Genomic DNA, 16,901 nt, shown 5'->3' with positions numbered 1-16,901 from the left:
TTTAGTTATTTGGAAAGATCAGCTCGATGCCATTTCCAGCTGGGTCTTTGAAAAAAATTTGACGAGTACAAATCTCAGGGACTTCACGAATTGAAAACTTAATATTTTTTTTAGATAACAGATCAATATACATATTTTCATCTTGGCATGTAAATGCCATATGGTCGAATGTGGAGTTCACATTTAACTCATTAACAATACCGTTTTTAGAAAAACTTAAATGGAGCACATCTTTTTGATTTGCATACAACCAATAACCGCCATTTTTAAATGGGGGACGATGACCTAACGTTAAACCTACGATTTCAATATAAAACTCTTTTAAAACTTCAATAGTTTTTTCATCAGCCCTTAAGTTGTAATGATTAATTCCTTCAATCATATTAAAAAATTAACTAGATGAAACGTTTTGATTTCGAACACGAATGTGTAATTCTCTCAATTGTTTTTCGTCAACCTCATTTGGTGCTGAAGTTAATAAACACTGTGCTCTTTGAGTTTTAGGAAATGCAATCACGTCTCTAATTGATTCTGCTCCTACTAATAATGTTGTTAAACGGTCTAAGCCAAATGCCAAGCCCCCATGAGGAGGCGCTCCGAATTGAAGAGCGTCGAGGAGGAAACCAAATTTTTCATTTGCCTCCTCATTAGAAATATTTAATGCTGAAAATACTTGTGATTGAATAGATTGATCATGAATACGAATTGATCCTCCACCAACTTCCCAACCATTAATAACCAAATCATAAGCCTTTGAAAGACATGCTCCAGGATCAGAGGCGAGTAATTTTTCATGCCCATCTTTCGGGGATGTAAACGGATGGTGTAATGCATCCCAACGATTCTCATCTTCGTTAAACTCGAACATAGGAAAATCAACCACCCATAGAATTGACCAATCATCGCCTGTAAGTATTTTACGATCATGACCAATTTTTTCTCTTAAAGCTCCTAAAGCCTCATTCACAATTTTTTCTTTGTCCGCGCCAAAGAATATCAAATCTCCATTCTCAGCATTTGTCTTCTCAATGATTGCTTTCAAAGCTTTTTCATGAATATTTTTAACAATTGGGCTTTGCAAGCCTTCTTCATTGAGCTTGGTGACGTCATTGATTTTTATATATGCTAATCCCTTAGCTCCGTATATCTTAACAAATTCCGTGTATTGATCGATTTCTGATCTCGACATATCTGCTCCAGATGGAACTTTTAGAGCAGCTACACGACCACTAGATGAGTTTGCTGGCGTTGAAAATACCTTGAAGTCAACATCTTTCATGTCATCGGTTAACTCGATGAGCTCTAAGTTAACTCGCAAATCAGGCTTGTCGGATCCATATCGAGTCATCGCCTCTTTGTAAGATATTTCCTGAAATTTTTCTTGCAGTTCTATATCCAGCACATCTTTAAATACTTTTTGTGTTAACTTTGCGGCAATATTTTTTACATCCTCTTCTTCAACAAATGATGCTTCAATGTCAATTTGTGTAAATTCAGGCTGTCTATCTGCTCTTAAATCTTCATCCCGAAAACATTTAGCAATTTGAAAATATCGATCAAATCCAGAAACCATCAACAATTGTTTAAAAAGTTGAGGAGATTGCGGTAGTGCAAAAAATTCACCATGATGAACTCTTGATGGCACAAGATAATCCCTGGCACCCTCAGGTGTACTTCTAGTTAATATCGGAGTTTCAATCTCCATAAAATTATCATCATCTAATGATTGACGAACGCTTTTAGTGATTTCATAACGTACCTTTAAATTTTTCTGCATTTGATCACGTCGTAAATCAATGAAACGATTTTCTAAGCGGATATTCTCAGTAATATTTTCATCATCAATAACAAATGGTGGTGTTAAAGATGCATTAATAATTTCTATTTCAGAAACTAGCATTTCAACTTCACCGGTCGGTATATTTTTATTAACTGTGCCTTCAGGACGTTTTCGAACCTTACATTTAACTTTCAAAACGTATTCGCTTCTCACAGTTTCAGCAATTTTAAATGCCTCTGGCGTATCAGGATCAATAACAATTTGTGCTAGACCCTCTCTGTCCCTTAGATCAATAAAAATAACACCACCATGGTCTCGTCTGCGATGAGCCCATCCACATAAATATATTTCTTGATCGATATGGGATGCATTTACATGCCCGCAATATAAAGTTCTCATCATAATTATCTCTTAGCTTTGTTTGAACGTGTGTTTGATTTTGGTGGGACAACCCCCATGGATATCACGTATTTTAATGCTTGGTCCACGGAAACATCAATTTCCTTAATTTTATTTCTTGGCACCATCAAGGTATAGCCTGACGTTGGATTTGGTGTAGTAGGAACATAAACGTTAACATATTTGCCTTTTAAAATTTTCGAAATTCTCTCGTCCGTCTCGCCAGTAATGAATGCAAATGTATAATTTTTTGCATCTGGAAACTCGATTAACACAGCTTTGGAGAAGGCATTGGAATTATTAGAAAATAAAGTGTCAGAAACTTGTTTAATCCCTCCATATATTGATTTAACAAATGGAAGCTTATCGAGGATAATTTCATACAAAGAAATGAATCTCTTACCAAAAAAATTATTTGCGATCAAACCCACTAAAAAGATTGAAGCTATAGTTAAGATGACTCCAACCCCAGGGATATTAAATCCGACTAACTGATTAGGTTGATATTCATAAGGTAAAAATAAAACCACTTGATCGAGGAAGTGTGCCAATGAGTATATGACCCAAAGAGTTAAAACAAGGGGGATAAGGACAATGAGTCCTGTAAAGATATTTTTTTTAAACATTTTTTTGATTTTCCGTCTTTAATGGGCTTTCAGAAGAGGTTGATTTTGATTTAGCCTCTAATTTTGTTGATGTCGCCTCTGACTTTGTTGTAGGTTTTTTAAAATCTGTCTCGTACCATCCTGATCCATTTAATTTAAATGCAGGAGCAGAAACTTTTTTTTCAAAAGTGCCTTTGCCACACACAGGACAATTTTTAGTAATAGCCTCTGAAAGCTTTAAAAAAAGATCATCTGAATGGAAACAACTAGAACATTTATACTCGTAAATAGGCATTGATTTCTCTAAAATGGAATATCGTCTTCAAATTCATCAAATGAATTACCACTAGATGGTGATGTCTGACTATTTCGAGAAGGAGTTTGGTCAAATTCATCCTTTGCTTTAGGCTGAGGGCTTAGTTGTGAATCCTGAGCAGGAGCTCCATCCCGTCCTCCAAGCATTTGCATTGAGTCAGCAATAATTTCAGTGGTGTATCGGTCTTGACCTTCTTTAGTTTGCCATTTTCTTGTCTGAAGTCGTCCTTCAAGATAGACAGGACGCCCTTTTTTTAAATACTCGCCTGCAATTTCTGCTAACCGTCTATACATGACAATATTGTGCCATTCTGTTTTTTCTTGTCTCTCTCCAGCTTTATCCTTCCATGAATCAGTCGTTGCAATACTAAAATTACAAACCGCATCTCCATTAGGCATAAATCTCACCTCAGGGTCTCTTCCAAGATTACCCATAAGAATTACCTTATTAACTGATGGCATTTTTTTCTCCTAAAATTTTCATAACCTTATTGTTATCAAATTTTGTATTACGTTTTAATTTTATAATTATATAGCTTTCACTAGGGAAAATTAAGGCTTCATCAATAAAATCTAAGTTTTCAATCTTATTAAAAATTAAATTTTTTGATTTATCAGATTGTTTAAAAAATTCAGGTTTTATCTTGATAACCATATCATTTTTGCTGGATGGAAAGATAAATCTAAGCATAAGAATAAACCAGACTGCCAACAAAATAGCACTTAAGATAAATATGGCTTGATCGCTAAATTGCATAGCAATAAATCCACCTAAAATTCCTCCCACAAAAATCCCTAAAGATTGAGATGTGTTGTATGCGCCAAGGACTAATCCTTTTAAATTTTTAGGTGACAGTCGGCTGATCAAACTTGGCAGGGTTGCCTCTAAAAAATTAAAAGCAATAAAATAGATCAATAAAGTGATCATGATGGCCTGTTTACTATCCGACCAAGTTATAAAGAGAAATTGTACAAAAATAAGCAGAAAAACATTTAGAAGAAAAAAACCTCTTAACATCTTTTTCTTGGAAGATAAAATTATCATTGGAATTATGGCCAGCATGGATAAAACAAAAACCGGTAAATAAATTTGCCAATGATAGTTAATGGGATACCCGATTCCATTAAGCATTAATGGAATCATCATAAACATAATAATTTGAGATGCATGTAAAGCAAAAATTCCATAATCAAGTTTGAGAAAAACTTTATCTAAAATAATTTGTTTTATAGGGTAATCAATTTTTTTATTCTTTGCATATCTTATGGGGTTAGGAATGTAATAAATGACCACTGCCATTGCAACCAGCGAAAGTATGGCAATTAACATAAATATATTTTGAAAGCCTAAATAGGTATTCAAAATAGGAGAGAGTACAATTGAAATTCCAAAGGTCAGGCCAATGGATGCTCCAATTATTGCCATGGACTTTGTTCTTGTTTGGTCCGTAGTCAAATCAGCAAGCAATGCTAAGAGAACCGCTGATATTGCCCCAGCTCCTTGAAGTGCTCGACCAATGGTGATCATAATTAATGACTCTGAAAAAAAAATAACAATTGAACCAATGAGGAAAATACATAAACCAATAATGATCATCTTCTTTCTTCCAAGGCGATCAGATAATATTCCGAATGGGATTTGAAATAATGCTTGAGTTAAACCATAAATACCAAATGCTAGACCAATTAAAAATGTTGATGCGCCAGTACCTAGCTCAGTTAAGTAGACTGACATGATCGGCAGAACAATAAATAAGCCAAGCATTCTTAACATATAAATGAATGCGATGCCCAGTGTCGATTTGATTTCAAACGATGTCATTTTATGAAGTACTTATTACATAAATTTTAAATTTCTCGTATATTAACAGGTTATGCAAAAAAATAATGACAATCTAATTATCAAGGGGGCAAGAACCCATAATTTAAAAAATATTTCTGTCTCAATGCCTAAAAATAAGTTAGTTGTCATCACCGGACTGTCAGGTTCAGGTAAGTCCTCCCTTGCTTTTGACACCATTTATGCTGAAGGACAGAGACGATATGTTGAATCTCTTTCAGCCTATGCCAGACAATTTTTGGATAGGATGAGTAAGCCGGATGTGGATTTAATTGAGGGTTTATCACCCGCAATATCTATTGAGCAAAAATCCACGTCACATAACCCAAGGTCAACTGTTGGAACCGTCACAGAAGTCCATGATTATTTGAGATTACTTTTTGCCCGTGCTGGTGACCCACATTGCCCAGAGCATAAACATAAATTAGAAGCTCAAACTATTTCTCAGATTGTTGACAATATTTTGCAACTTGGTGAAGACAAAAAAATTGTGATTTTGTCTCCAATCATTAGTAAGCAAAAAGGAAGCCACAAAGACCTTATTGATGAACTTCGAGCGCAAGGCTTTATCCGAGTGAGATTAAATAATTCGATTTATGAAATTGATGATCTACCTGAGATTGATAAAAATAAAAAACATACTATTGAAGTAGTTGTTGATCGTCTAAAAATTGACCCTGCTTCAAAACAGAGAATTACTGAGTCTATTGAAACTGCAGTGAGGTTATCGAAATCAAAGGTCATCGTTTATGATATCGATAATGACAGCGCACATTTATTTTCTACTAAATTTGCTTGCCCCGTGTGTGATTTTTCTCTAGAAGAACTAGAACCTAGAATATTTTCCTTTAATAATCCGATGGGTGCATGTCCCTCTTGTGACGGGCTTGGAAATAAAACCTTTTTTGATTCAGATAAAATAGTAGCAATGCCTGACCTGTCTTTATCAGCTGGTGCTATAAAAGGCTGGGATAAACGAAATCATTTTTATTTTCAAATTTTAAAGTCACTCGCTGATCATTATCAATTTGATATTGATCAACCATTTAAAGAGTTAGCTCAAGAAATGCAACACATTATTCTCTATGGAAATAATGAAAAAATTGATTTTTCATATCTCAGCTCTGATGGCAAGATTTACAAAAAAAATCATACCTTTGAGGGAATTCTCAGTAATTTTTCAAGACGATATCGCGAATCAGATTCACATTTAGTCCGAGATGAATTAGCAAAATACCTTAGCCATAAAGAATGTCCTGATTGCCAAGGTAAGAGATTAAAAGAATCATCACTCAATGTATTGATCAATGGGTTAGATATTCATAGCATCTGTGATATGTCACTTAAAGAATGTCATCAGTATTTTGAAAAGTTAAATTTAACTGGATCAAAAAAACAAATTGCCGAAAAAATAATCAATGAAATAAAAAGCAGAGTTTTCTTTCTCAATAATGTTGGACTTAACTATCTCAGTTTATCTCGAACTGCTGACACTCTGTCTGGAGGAGAGGCCCAAAGAATTAGATTAGCCTCTCAAATTGGTAGTGGCTTAACGGGGGTTATGTATGTTTTAGATGAACCCTCAATTGGTTTGCATCAGAGAGACAATGACAGGTTGCTAGAAACTTTAAAAAATCTTCGAGACCTTGGGAATACAGTAATTGTGGTTGAACATGATGAAGATGCTATCTTGAGTGCTGACTATGTTATTGATATTGGTCCTGGTGCTGGCGTGCATGGTGGTGAAATCATTGCTTATGGCTCACCACAAGAAATTTTAAAAAATAAAAATTCACTGACCGCCCAATACTTATCAAAAAATAAAAAAATTGAAATTAAGAATCTTCCAAAAACTACCAATAATTTCATAAGGATCAAAGGAGCTAAGGGAAATAATCTAAAGAATATTGATGTAGATATTCCTGTTGGTCTATTAACTTGTGTTACAGGTGTGTCTGGAAGTGGTAAGTCCACTCTAATTAACGATACCCTATATTTATCCTTATCAAATCAATTAAACCGAAACAATCATGAAACGGCCCCATATGACGAAATTTTAGGAGTGAATTTATTTGATAAAGTTATCGATGTAAACCAAAGTCCGATTGGAAGAACTCCACGTTCTAATCCTGCCACTTACACAGGCTTATTTACTCCTATTAGAGATTTATTTTCAAAATTACCCGAAAGTAAATCAAGAGGATATGGCCCTGGAAGATTTTCATTTAATGTTAAAGGAGGAAGATGTGAGGCATGTGAGGGCGATGGTGTTTTAAAGGTTGAAATGCACTTTCTACCAGATGTATATGTTACATGTGATATTTGCCAGGGGCGTCGATATAATCGGGAAACTTTAGAAATAAAATATAAAGGTAAAAATATTCATGAAATTTTATCCATGACCGTTGAGGATGCCTATCAATTTTTTGAGTCGATTCCTGTTGTGGCAAAAAAATTACACACCCTTTTGGATGTTGGTCTTGGTTATATTACCCTTGGTCAAAATGCAACAACATTATCTGGAGGGGAAGCACAGAGAGTTAAATTAGCGCTAGAGTTATCTAAGAGAGATACGGGTAAAACGATGTACATCCTTGATGAACCAACTACGGGTCTTCATTTTGCAGATATACAATTGCTATTAAATGTTCTACATAAGCTTCGAGATAATGGAAATACGATTGTTGTTATTGAGCACAATTTGGATGTCATCAAAACAGCTGACTGGATTATTGATTTAGGTCCTGAGGGTGGTTCTGGCGGAGGTGAAGTAATTGCTTGCGGTAGCCCAAGAGAATTAGCTAATGTTACTAAAAGTTATACAGGGCAATATTTAAAAAAATTAATTTGAAGGAATGCTTGAATAATCCATTCTTTTAAAAATTTGGTTTGTTTTTTTTGTCAAAAATTCTGAATGTATATCTTGCTGATACTTTCTTGGGTTAGTTAACATAGATGCAAGTTTTGCCGATTGATATGAGCTTAAAGAATTTGGAATAACATTAAAATAAAATTGTGATGCATTTTTAATCCCATAGATTCCATCACCCCATTCTGCGATATTCAGATATAGCTCTAATATTCTTTTTTTACTTAAAAAAATTTCTAAAAATATAGTCAAAGCAGCCTCATTAATCTTCCTAAAAATATTTTTTGATGGGCTGAGAAATAAATTTTTAACTAACTGTTGCGAAATTGTTGAGCCACCTCGTTTATTTTTTAGATGAAGATTGTCAACAAATGCATCCTTAATTGACCTAAGATCAATTCCAGAATGCTGCATAAAACGATCGTCTTCTGCAGCAACGACAGCTCTTTTCATTGAGTTACTGATCATTTCATAAGCTACCCAATCAATTGTGATATTTTTTGCATCATCGATTCCCAATTGATAATTCATCATCGAAGTTGTTTTTGGGTTAATAGATTTGAACTTGTAAATCTCAATAATGTTTGGAGTCAGAAAAACTATGAATCCAATGGTTACTATTAAAATTAAAAAGAATACTTTTTTTAAATTAGGGTTGATCTTAGAGATTCCTCAATACTTTTGGATTCAACTTTTTGCTCATGCCAAATTTCAAAACTCGCTGCGGCTTGTTTGACAAGCATGCCCAATCCATCAAAAAAAGTTAAATTATTATCACTTGCACTTTTTAAAAAAGGAGTCTGTCTACCATACATCATGTCATAGCAAATAACCCCGCTATGACTATCATCTAAACATATTGGGGATGGGGCAGTATTATCTATTCCTGCAGATGTGGCATTAATGACTATATCGATTTTTTTAAAATTAACATTTTCCATCACTGAAATATTTTTATAACTTTTATGCCAGTGATTAGCCATATCAATTGATTTCTGAATGGTCCTATTCCACAGATAAAGATGTGAAATATTTTCACTTAATATAGATGGAATGACCGCATTAGCAGCGCCGCCTGCGCCTAATAACAATATGGAGGAATTTGAAAAAGACCCAATTTTTTCTACCAGATCATTCACCAAACCAATTCCATCCGTTGTGTAAGCTGCAATGGCATCATTATCAAATGAAAGTGTATTTGCAGACCCAGTTAAATCGACTTCTAAAGTTTTTGTTGTTGAAATTTTAGCAGCGCATCCTTTGAAAGGGAGGGTGACATTAACACCTGAATAACCTTGATTAATTAGGTTTTGAATTGTTGATATGAAAGTTATTTCATCATCAGCCAAAATTTTTTCATAAGTCAAATCTATTGAACATTGTTGAGCAAATTCTGAATGAATTTGTGGTGATAATGAATGTTTAATTGGATTACCTATAACAGCAAATTTTTTCATTTTTCCCTATTTTTGCACTAATATAGTGCATTTTTTAGTAAATTTGTTTTAAAGTTGATCAAAAAAATAACTTTTTTAACTACATTAGTATTAATTTGTTAATGATCAACTAATATATTACATCTATTTTATTTTGGCATAGATGTTGCATTAATAAAAAGTAAATAACTAAACATGAGAGGAAATTTTACTATGGCAGTTTCAGATGTAATGAAAATGGTAAAGGACAACAATGTAAAATTTGTTGATTTTAGATTTACCGACACAAAAGGAAAAGAGCAGCATGTGTCTGTTCCTGTATCCGCTTTTGATGAAGATAAGTTTAAAGAGGGTCATGCTTTTGATGGCTCATCTATTGCGGGCTGGAAAGGTATTAATGCATCAGACATGTTGCTTATGCCAGATCCAGACACAGCTAAGATTGATCCATTTTTTGAAGAAACAACACTCACGTTAACTTGTAATATTGTCGACCCAACAGACGGCAAACCTTATGACAGAGATCCAAGAAGTATTGCTCTGAAGGCAGAGGCTTACTTAAAGTCAACTGGTGTTGGTGATACAGCATATTTTGGCCCAGAACCCGAATTCTTTATTTTTGATTCGATCACCTGGAAGACTGACATGAGTGGCTCTCATGTTAAAATTTACTCTGAAGAAGCATCTTGGGACTCTGAAAATAATCATGAAGGTGGAAACGTAGGTCATCGTCCAGCAGTCAAAGGTGGTTATTTCCCAGTTCCTCCGGTGGATTCATTGCAAGATCTAAGATCAGCCATGTGTATGACTCTTGAGCAACTTGGTGTTCCTGTTGAGGTTCATCATCACGAAGTAGCTGGTGCTGGTCAATGTGAAATTGGAACACAGTTTTCGACATTGACAAAAAGAGCGGATTGGACACAAATTCTGAAATATGTAGTTCACAATACAGCTAATAACTTTGGAAAAACAGCAACTTTTATGCCTAAGCCAGTGTTAGGGGATAACGGATCAGGTATGCACGTTCACCAGTCAATCTGGAAAGATGGTAAAAACACATTTGCAGGTGACGAATACGCAGGCTTAAGTGAAACAGCTTTGTTCTATATTGGCGGTATCATTAAACACGCAAGAGCGCTAAATGCTTTAACAAATCCATCTACAAACTCATATAAGAGACTAGTTCCAGGATTTGAAGCGCCAATTAAACTAGCTTACTCAGCAAAAAATCGTTCAGCATCAATCCGAGTACCATTCGTTTCAAGTGATAAAGCCAGACGAATTGAAACCAGATTCCCTGATCCTACAGCAAATCCATACCTTGCTTTTAGTGCACTATTAATGGCTGGTTTAGATGGTATTCAAAATAAAATTCATCCAGGTGAAGCAGCAACAAAAGATTTGTATCACCTTCCTCCGGAAGAGGATGCGGCCATTCCAACTGTTGCCAGATCTCTCGAAGAAGCTCTTGAGGCACTAAACGAAGATCGTGCATTCTTAACTCAAGGTGGCGTATTTTCAGATGATTTCATTGACAGCTTTATTGATTTAAAAATGAATGAAGTAACCACACTGAGAATGACTCCACATCCCGTTGAGTTTGATTTATATTATTCTGTGTAATGTTTTTATTTTCGGGGTGATTTTTTTCACCCCGAATTAAAATTTAAATGTCGCCTCCAATTAAAGAAAAAGAAAATAATGAATTAGAGCAGTTGGCAACTTCCGTTGTGCTGCTTGATAAAAATCTTAATATTAAATATTTAAATCCCAGTGCGGAAATCCTTTTTCAGATCTCATTAAAAAAGGTTAAGGATAAGGAAATTGCTGCAATTTTTGAAGACATTGATTATTTAAAATACCGAATTGATAAATCCATACAAAGATCCTCCACCTATAAAGAGCACGAGTGTCAAATTAAAGTAAAAGATTTTATCAAGACAGTGACTTTTACAGTGACGCCATATGATGATGATGATTATGAGTTTATTTTAGAATTTATTGAGATGGATCAGGTTCTGCAAGTAGCGAAAGAAGAAAGGATGATGTTGCAACAAAAAGCCAATTCTGAGTTACTTAGAAATCTTGCGCATGAAATCAGAAATCCTCTTGGTGGAATTAAAGGATCAGCCCAACTTTTGGCTGATGAAATCAATGAGGATTTGTCTGAGTATATTCAAATCATCATTTCTGAGAGTGAGCGCCTACAAAAATTAATGGATAGCTTGTTAAGTCCTCATAAAATACCCAAATTTGAAAAAAATAATATCCATGAAATCTTGGAAAAAATTCGTAGCACACTAAGCTCAGAATACTCAGAAATAGAATTTATAAGAGACTATGATATATCTATTCCATTAATATCCTGTGACTACGAAAAGATCTACCAAGCCCTATTCAATATTGTTAAAAATGCGTGTGAAATTTTAACCTCATCACCGCTTGAAGAAAAAAATAAAATAAAGTTTGTCACACGATCTGAAAGAAAAGTGATCTTTCATAAAAAACTTCACCACACAGTCTTAAATATATCCATTATAGATAATGGTCCTGGAATTCCTAAAGATAAAATTGAAGAAATATTTTTCCCTCTTGTCAGCGGAAAAAATTCTGGGACAGGACTTGGGCTGCCCTTGAGTCAAAACTTTATTACCTTGCACAACGGAATCATTGATGTAAATAGTCGTACTGGTGAGACAGAATTTAAAATTTTATTACCAATTCAAAATTAAATATGAATACTTCTACCAAAAAAATTTGGATTCTTGATGACGATAAGTCAATTCGATGGGTGCTTCAAAAGGCTTTAGAAAAAAATAATTATAATGTAATGACATTTGGCAATACTAATGAAGCGATAAATCACTTTAATCATGATATGCCTGATCTTATTGTCAGTGATATAAAAATGCCTGGCGAATCAGGACTTCAGTTTCTTGAAAAAGTGAAAGAAAAATTTCCAAAGATTCCTGTAATCATCATGACAGCATTTAGCGATCTCGATTCTGCAGTGGATTCTTATGCTCATGGTGCATATGAATACCTCCCTAAGCCATTTGATATTAATAATGCGATCAATGTAATTAACTCTGCATTCAAAGATAAAGAAAAAGATCTTAATGATATTGACAGTACTAATAAAATTATTGGGACTTCGAAAGTAATGCAAGAGGTTTTTAAACAGATTGGCAAATTAAGTAAGTCTGATGCATCTATTCTTATAACTGGTGAAAGTGGGACCGGTAAAGAATTAATAGCAAAAGCCATTCATGATAATAGTTTAAGAAAAGATAAACCGTATGTAGCACTCAACTCTGCTGCCATACCCAAAGATCTGCTTGAGTCTGAGTTATTTGGATATGAAAAAGGAGCTTTTACTGGGGCAAATACTTCAAAAAAAGGTTACTTTGAAGAAGCTGAAAGTGGCACTTTATTCCTTGATGAAATTGCCGATATGCCTATTGATCTTCAGTCTAAACTTTTAAGAGTATTGAATGATGGCTCTTTTCAAAAACTTGGCAGTAGCACAGTCATAAAAGCAAATGTGAGGATTATTGCCGCTACACATCAAGATTTACTAGAAAAAATCACTAATCAATCTTTCAGGGAAGACTTATTTCATCGACTTAATGTGATTACTATTCATCTTCCCCCCTTAAGAGAAAGAGAAAATGATATTCTTCTTTTAGCAAAATTCTTCTTTAATCAAAGTGCCAATGAGTTGAAAACTCACACAAAATATCTTAACGAAGAAACACAAGAGTATTTTAAAAAGCTTAACTGGACAGGTAATATTAGACAACTTCGAAATATATGTCATTGGCTCACAGTCATGTCGCCTGGCAAGGAAATAGGTGTTTCTGACTTACCTGCAGAAATATTAAAAGAGAATATCTATAATAAAATATCTAATAATTGGGAAGACTCCCTAAGATTAGTTTTTAAAAATGATTTATCTAACGGTATTGAAAATCTTTATGATGTATATATCCAAAAATTAGAGCGAACTATTATCAAAGCCTCATTAGAATATTGCGGTGGGAAAAAAATAAATGCAGCTAGTATTTTAGGTATTGGTCGAAATACAATCACAAGAAAAATAAAAGAGCTAGATATTTCTTCAGACGAATGAATTATATAGATAATTATTAAAAAATAATCAATTTTAATCGGAACATAAAAATCGCTAAAATTAACTCTTTTAAAAAAATCTGATTAAAAAATTTTTTGGTATTATAATCAACCAATAAATTAATTAGCCAATTAAATACTATTAAGAAATTACAAGAACATTTAGATAAAATTTGGCAGTATATAAACAATAGACAATATACTGAAGCATCATCTAATTTAAATAAAGTCTTAAGAAAATACCCAACATCAAAGGGTGTATTAAATACTAACGGTATATTACTGATGTATCAGAACCGATTTCAAGACTCAATCCCCTTTTTTAAAAAAGCCATAAAGATTTATCCAGATGACCCAGAACTTTATTGTAATCTTGGATTAGCATACCTTAATATCAATGATTTCAGCAATGCTATAGACCATCTACAGCATAGCCTGAAAATAAATCCAAATCATATTGAGTCACATTTTAATATTGCCAAAATTTTTCTTACCAAATTAGAAATAAATAAATGCTTACATCATCTTCAAACCATTGAAAGATTAATTTCTCCAAATGAAAATTTATATCAACTGTTTGCTGAGGCCTATAGGTATATTAATAAATCTGATCTATTTTTAAATTCTTTAAAAAAAGCAATTGAAATAAGTCCAAATAATTACATAAATTATTTTTACTTAGCTTTTGGTTTCATGTGGTGTAACGATAAAAATAATGCAATTAAAAACCTTCAAAAATGTATTGAATTAAATCCAAAATTTACGCCTGCGATATTTAACCTAATGCAAATATCTAACGACTCTAATTACTTTCATGATATTGAAATTTTTAATAATTTAGAAAAAGCTCATTTATCAAATGATGAATTTATATATTTTCACTTATGTCTTTCTAAATTTTATGAAAATAAAGATATTAATTTATACATAAAGCATTTATCAAGAGCGAATGAAGTAAAAAGAAAAAGTATCGCTAAATTTTTTAATTTAAAGGGTTTAGAACATTTTATTTTTAGCAAGCTTAATCCTTCTGCTTTCACCAAAATACAACCTAGTTCTCTTTCACCAATATTTATTGTTGGTATGCCTAGATCAGGATCTACACTTGTTGAAAGTATTCTTTTAAATAATAAGAATATATATTCATGTGGCGAAGTTCCACTTTTGCATGACGAATTTTACAGCCTTGTTTCATTCGATAAAAATAGTTTGATGGAGTCGATAGAAAATATTCAGGAAAGATATGTCAATTTGATCAAATCCATGACTAATTCTTTACATTTTGTTGACAAGTTACCTCTTAATTTTTTTTGGATTGATCTAATATTATTTATGTTTCCTAATGCAAAATTTATTTTTACTGAACGAAATAAATTTGACACATGTTTTTCTATTTTTAAAACCTTTTTTGGCGATTCTGCACTACCCTTTTCATACGAATCAAATGAAATTGTTGAATTTTATAATTTTTATAAAAAAGTAAAAGATTTTTGGTGCAAAGAATATAGAAATAATCTATATACCATTTCATATGACAATATAATTATTGATTCCAATTCTGAATTTAGAAATTTATTTAATTTTTTAGATATTGATTTTGATCAATCAATGATTTCACTTGACGATAAAAGGTTTGTTCAAACAGCAAGCTTTGCTCAAGTCCGAGGAAAAATTTCAAAACAAACTTCATATGAGAGTTTTAAGAAAATTTTCCCCGAATTTTTAGTCTAAATTATTTTTTAATTTTAGATATTCTTCAACAATTTTGAATTCCCTTTTCCAGCATCTATCTTTTTCTTGTTTAATTATTTGTACACTCGGATAAAATTGTGAATAATTTTTTTCTCCATACCAGTACCATAATTTGCCATGTGATTTTGGACATAAAAGAATCGTTGGCACTCCCAAGCTACCTGCTAGATGAACTGTTATGTTACTAATAGTTATAACTAAATCACATCTTGAAATTAATTTTAATAACCCATTAATATCATTAAAGTAATCTAGCTCTTTTTCAACAACAAGTTTATTCGAATTGCTTGAATTAAATTGTTCTATTTCATTCTCTACCTCACCGTACTGGAGTGAAACAAAATTTAATTTGTACTTAAATAATTTTTCAAACTGCGTAAGGTCTATGCTCTTCTCAGATCCTGTTTTTTTATTATCACTTCTCCATGAAATCCCAATTATTTTATTTTTAAAATCTAAATCATCTAAATTAATATTATTTTTTTGATTTATTTTTTCTTTTAATTCAGGAATATAATTCATGATTGTTGCAAGGTTAATTTTTTGGTAATCATAATATTTTAAGATATTGTTCGAATACTCTGTATCTCCTATTACTGTTATATTAGGATAGAGATCTCTTAATGCATCAACTGTTTTGTCTGTAGCAATATATGTCACATCTTTATAGATTTTTATAAATTCATTTATCAATCTAAGGTACAGAAATTGATCTCCTATACCTTGCTCCCAACCAATAAGAATTTTTCCTAATGGATCCAAGTCAGGAAGGTTAAAATCTTCAAATTTACCAAATTTTTTTTCACGCTTTGTTCTGTACCTGTAATAGGGCATCACATTTTCAAAGTCATTCTGCATTAGCTTAATTAAACCTAAATGATAATTTGTCTCTACATTCTTCGGTTCTTTTTTTAAGATCTCTTTTAAAGTTACCTCAGCAGCATCAATTTTTCCCATGTTCATATTGATTGTCGCTTCTTGAAATTGAATCAGAGTATTATTTGGATCTATCCTTTTACATTCATCAAGCGCATTAAAAGCTAAATCATTCTTCCTTAATTTTGCGTACTGTGATGCAAGCGTAATCCATAAATTAAAATTATTTGAATTTAATCTGGAGGCTTTTTCTAACTGTTCCACAGCTTGTTTCGTAGAGAAAATATTGGCATACACAATGCCAAGATTATAATTTAGAACAAAATTATCTGGATCTATCTGTAGCCCTTTTTTATATATGCTTATTGCTGAATCGTACTTTTCGTGTTTGTTTAACGTAAAGCCATAGCTAATGTAAATATCAATATTTTGACCTGAACTTTCAAGGATTTCATCAAATGTTTTTATTGATTTTGCAAAATCTCCATTTTCCCTATACGCAATAGCTTGTTGCAATATCCCCCACTCGTCATTTTTTTTATTAAATTGTTGAACATCCTCAATCACTACATCCCATTTTTTTAACTGCATTAGAATTTGGATGTACATCTTAAAAGTCTGATCTTTGTATATGATATTTAATGATTTTTTAAAAAGCTCTATAGCCAAATCAGTCTTATTTAAATTAATGTTAACTATTGCAAGATTTGTCAAAGCCTCCGTGTGTGTAGGTTTTTTTCGTAAGACTTTTTTTAGGGAGATTTCTGCAGCGTGATAATTTCCTCGCTGAAAAAAAACAGTAGCCTCTTGGAGGATTTTTTGTACATTCATAAGTAGATTATATTGGATAATTCATTCAAAAAAAAACCCCGCGAAGCGGGGTTTTTTAATCTTAAAG

General features: G+C 32.7%; 14 protein-coding genes. 5 read left to right on the top strand and 9 right to left on the bottom strand.

Translation table 11 applies throughout. The features are described 5' to 3' along the window. Window position 1: 1 nt before the first annotated feature. The 6 genes from QFA95_RS00585 to QFA95_RS00560 are packed head-to-tail and all read right to left on the bottom strand — an operon-like array spanning window position 2 to window position 4,921. Window positions 2-382 (bottom strand): VOC family protein, encoded by a 381-nt coding sequence (locus tag QFA95_RS00585; protein WP_486462911.1) that lies wholly within the window; start codon window positions 380-382, stop codon window positions 2-4. A gap of 9 nt (window positions 383-391) precedes the next feature. Beyond that, on the bottom strand, window positions 392-2,182 hold the full coding sequence (aspS, locus tag QFA95_RS00580) for an aspartate--tRNA ligase (RefSeq protein WP_486462910.1): 1,791 nt from the start codon (window positions 2,180-2,182) through the stop codon (window positions 392-394). A 2-nt stretch (window positions 2,183-2,184) separates the two neighbouring features. Continuing rightward, window positions 2,185-2,805, bottom strand: a complete 621-nt coding sequence (locus QFA95_RS00575; RefSeq protein ID WP_486462909.1) for a DUF502 domain-containing protein — start codon at window positions 2,803-2,805, stop codon at window positions 2,185-2,187. Next, window positions 2,798-3,079 carry an FmdB family zinc ribbon protein gene (locus QFA95_RS00570; RefSeq protein ID WP_486462908.1) on the bottom strand — a complete coding sequence of 94 codons (282 nt, stop codon included), beginning with the start codon at window positions 3,077-3,079 and terminating at the stop codon, window positions 2,798-2,800. The genes QFA95_RS00575 and QFA95_RS00570 overlap by 8 nt, the downstream gene beginning before the upstream one ends. Window positions 3,080-3,087: 8 nt before the next feature. Then, window positions 3,088-3,561 carry a single-stranded DNA-binding protein gene (gene ssb, locus QFA95_RS00565; RefSeq protein WP_486462907.1) on the bottom strand — a complete coding sequence of 158 codons (474 nt, stop codon included), beginning with the start codon at window positions 3,559-3,561 and terminating at the stop codon, window positions 3,088-3,090. Further along, on the bottom strand, window positions 3,548-4,921 hold the full coding sequence (locus QFA95_RS00560; RefSeq protein ID WP_486462906.1) for an MFS transporter: 1,374 nt from the start codon (window positions 4,919-4,921) through the stop codon (window positions 3,548-3,550). The genes ssb and QFA95_RS00560 overlap by 14 nt, the downstream gene beginning before the upstream one ends. Before the next feature lie 52 nt (window positions 4,922-4,973). Between QFA95_RS00560 and uvrA the strand changes: the two genes are divergently transcribed. Further along, a complete protein-coding gene (uvrA, locus tag QFA95_RS00555; RefSeq protein ID WP_486462905.1) occupies window positions 4,974-7,790 on the top strand; it encodes an excinuclease ABC subunit UvrA in 2,817 nt (938 codons plus the stop codon). Here uvrA and mtgA read toward each other — a convergent pair. Then, window positions 7,782-8,420, bottom strand: coding sequence for a monofunctional biosynthetic peptidoglycan transglycosylase (gene mtgA, locus QFA95_RS00550; protein ID WP_486463431.1), 639 nt, complete (start codon window positions 8,418-8,420; stop codon window positions 7,782-7,784). The genes uvrA and mtgA overlap by 9 nt on opposite strands. Before the next feature lie 32 nt (window positions 8,421-8,452). Continuing rightward, window positions 8,453-9,265, bottom strand: coding sequence for a shikimate dehydrogenase (gene aroE, locus QFA95_RS00545; protein ID WP_486462904.1), 813 nt, complete (start codon window positions 9,263-9,265; stop codon window positions 8,453-8,455). Window positions 9,266-9,457: 192 nt separating this feature from the next. On the opposite strand from aroE, the gene glnA reads away from it, so the two are divergent. From glnA to QFA95_RS00525, 4 genes are all read left to right on the top strand, one after another. After that, the gene (gene glnA / locus QFA95_RS00540; protein ID WP_486462903.1) at window positions 9,458-10,867 is read left to right on the top strand and encodes a type I glutamate--ammonia ligase; all 1,410 of its coding nucleotides are present in this window, start codon (window positions 9,458-9,460) and stop codon (window positions 10,865-10,867) included. Window positions 10,868-10,914: 47 nt separating this feature from the next. Then, complete coding sequence (gene glnL / locus QFA95_RS00535; RefSeq protein WP_486462902.1) at window positions 10,915-11,976, top strand: nitrogen regulation protein NR(II); 1,062 nt, start codon at window positions 10,915-10,917, stop codon at window positions 11,974-11,976. 2 nt (window positions 11,977-11,978) lie between these two features. Further along, window positions 11,979-13,376, top strand: a complete 1,398-nt coding sequence (gene ntrC, locus QFA95_RS00530; RefSeq protein WP_486462901.1) for a nitrogen regulation protein NR(I) — start codon at window positions 11,979-11,981, stop codon at window positions 13,374-13,376. A 284-nt stretch (window positions 13,377-13,660) separates the two neighbouring features. Continuing rightward, entirely contained in the window at window positions 13,661-15,106 is a 1,446-nt protein-coding gene (locus QFA95_RS00525) for a tetratricopeptide repeat-containing sulfotransferase family protein (protein WP_486462900.1), read from the top strand. On the opposite strand, the gene QFA95_RS00520 is transcribed toward QFA95_RS00525, so the two are convergent. Beyond that, window positions 15,098-16,834 carry a tetratricopeptide repeat protein gene (locus tag QFA95_RS00520; protein ID WP_486462899.1) on the bottom strand — a complete coding sequence of 579 codons (1,737 nt, stop codon included), beginning with the start codon at window positions 16,832-16,834 and terminating at the stop codon, window positions 15,098-15,100. The two genes, QFA95_RS00525 and QFA95_RS00520, sit on opposite strands and share 9 nt — an antisense overlap. Window positions 16,835-16,901: the final 67 nt, after the last annotated feature.

The organism is Candidatus Methylolitoribacter marinus (genome assembly GCF_051853155.1).
In the GTDB taxonomy this organism is placed as follows: Bacteria; Pseudomonadota; Gammaproteobacteria; order Burkholderiales; family Methylophilaceae; genus BACL14.
This window is presented reverse-complemented; position numbering and strand designations above follow the sequence as displayed.

What these genes read in the sequence shown, in the direction of transcription:
- aspS (WP_486462910.1), bottom strand. Translation starts at nt 2,182, where the DNA reads ATGATGAGAACTTTATATTGCGGGCATGTAAATGCATCCCATATCGAT.
- QFA95_RS00585 (WP_486462911.1), bottom strand. Translation starts at nt 382, where the DNA reads ATGATTGAAGGAATTAATCATTACAACTTAAGGGCTGATGAAAAAACT.
- QFA95_RS00570 (WP_486462908.1), bottom strand. Translation starts at nt 3,079, where the DNA reads ATGCCTATTTACGAGTATAAATGTTCTAGTTGTTTCCATTCAGATGAT.
- aroE (WP_486462904.1), bottom strand. Translation starts at nt 9,265, where the DNA reads ATGAAAAAATTTGCTGTTATAGGTAATCCAATTAAACATTCATTATCA.
- glnL (WP_486462902.1), top strand. Translation starts at nt 10,915, where the DNA reads ATGTCGCCTCCAATTAAAGAAAAAGAAAATAATGAATTAGAGCAGTTG.
- glnA (WP_486462903.1), top strand. Translation starts at nt 9,458, where the DNA reads ATGGCAGTTTCAGATGTAATGAAAATGGTAAAGGACAACAATGTAAAA.
- ssb (WP_486462907.1), bottom strand. Translation starts at nt 3,561, where the DNA reads ATGCCATCAGTTAATAAGGTAATTCTTATGGGTAATCTTGGAAGAGAC.
- QFA95_RS00560 (WP_486462906.1), bottom strand. Translation starts at nt 4,921, where the DNA reads ATGACATCGTTTGAAATCAAATCGACACTGGGCATCGCATTCATTTAT.
- QFA95_RS00575 (WP_486462909.1), bottom strand. Translation starts at nt 2,805, where the DNA reads ATGTTTAAAAAAAATATCTTTACAGGACTCATTGTCCTTATCCCCCTT.
- QFA95_RS00520 (WP_486462899.1), bottom strand. Translation starts at nt 16,834, where the DNA reads ATGAATGTACAAAAAATCCTCCAAGAGGCTACTGTTTTTTTTCAGCGA.
- QFA95_RS00525 (WP_486462900.1), top strand. Translation starts at nt 13,661, where the DNA reads ATGTATCAGAACCGATTTCAAGACTCAATCCCCTTTTTTAAAAAAGCC.
- uvrA (WP_486462905.1), top strand. Translation starts at nt 4,974, where the DNA reads ATGCAAAAAAATAATGACAATCTAATTATCAAGGGGGCAAGAACCCAT.
- ntrC (WP_486462901.1), top strand. Translation starts at nt 11,979, where the DNA reads ATGAATACTTCTACCAAAAAAATTTGGATTCTTGATGACGATAAGTCA.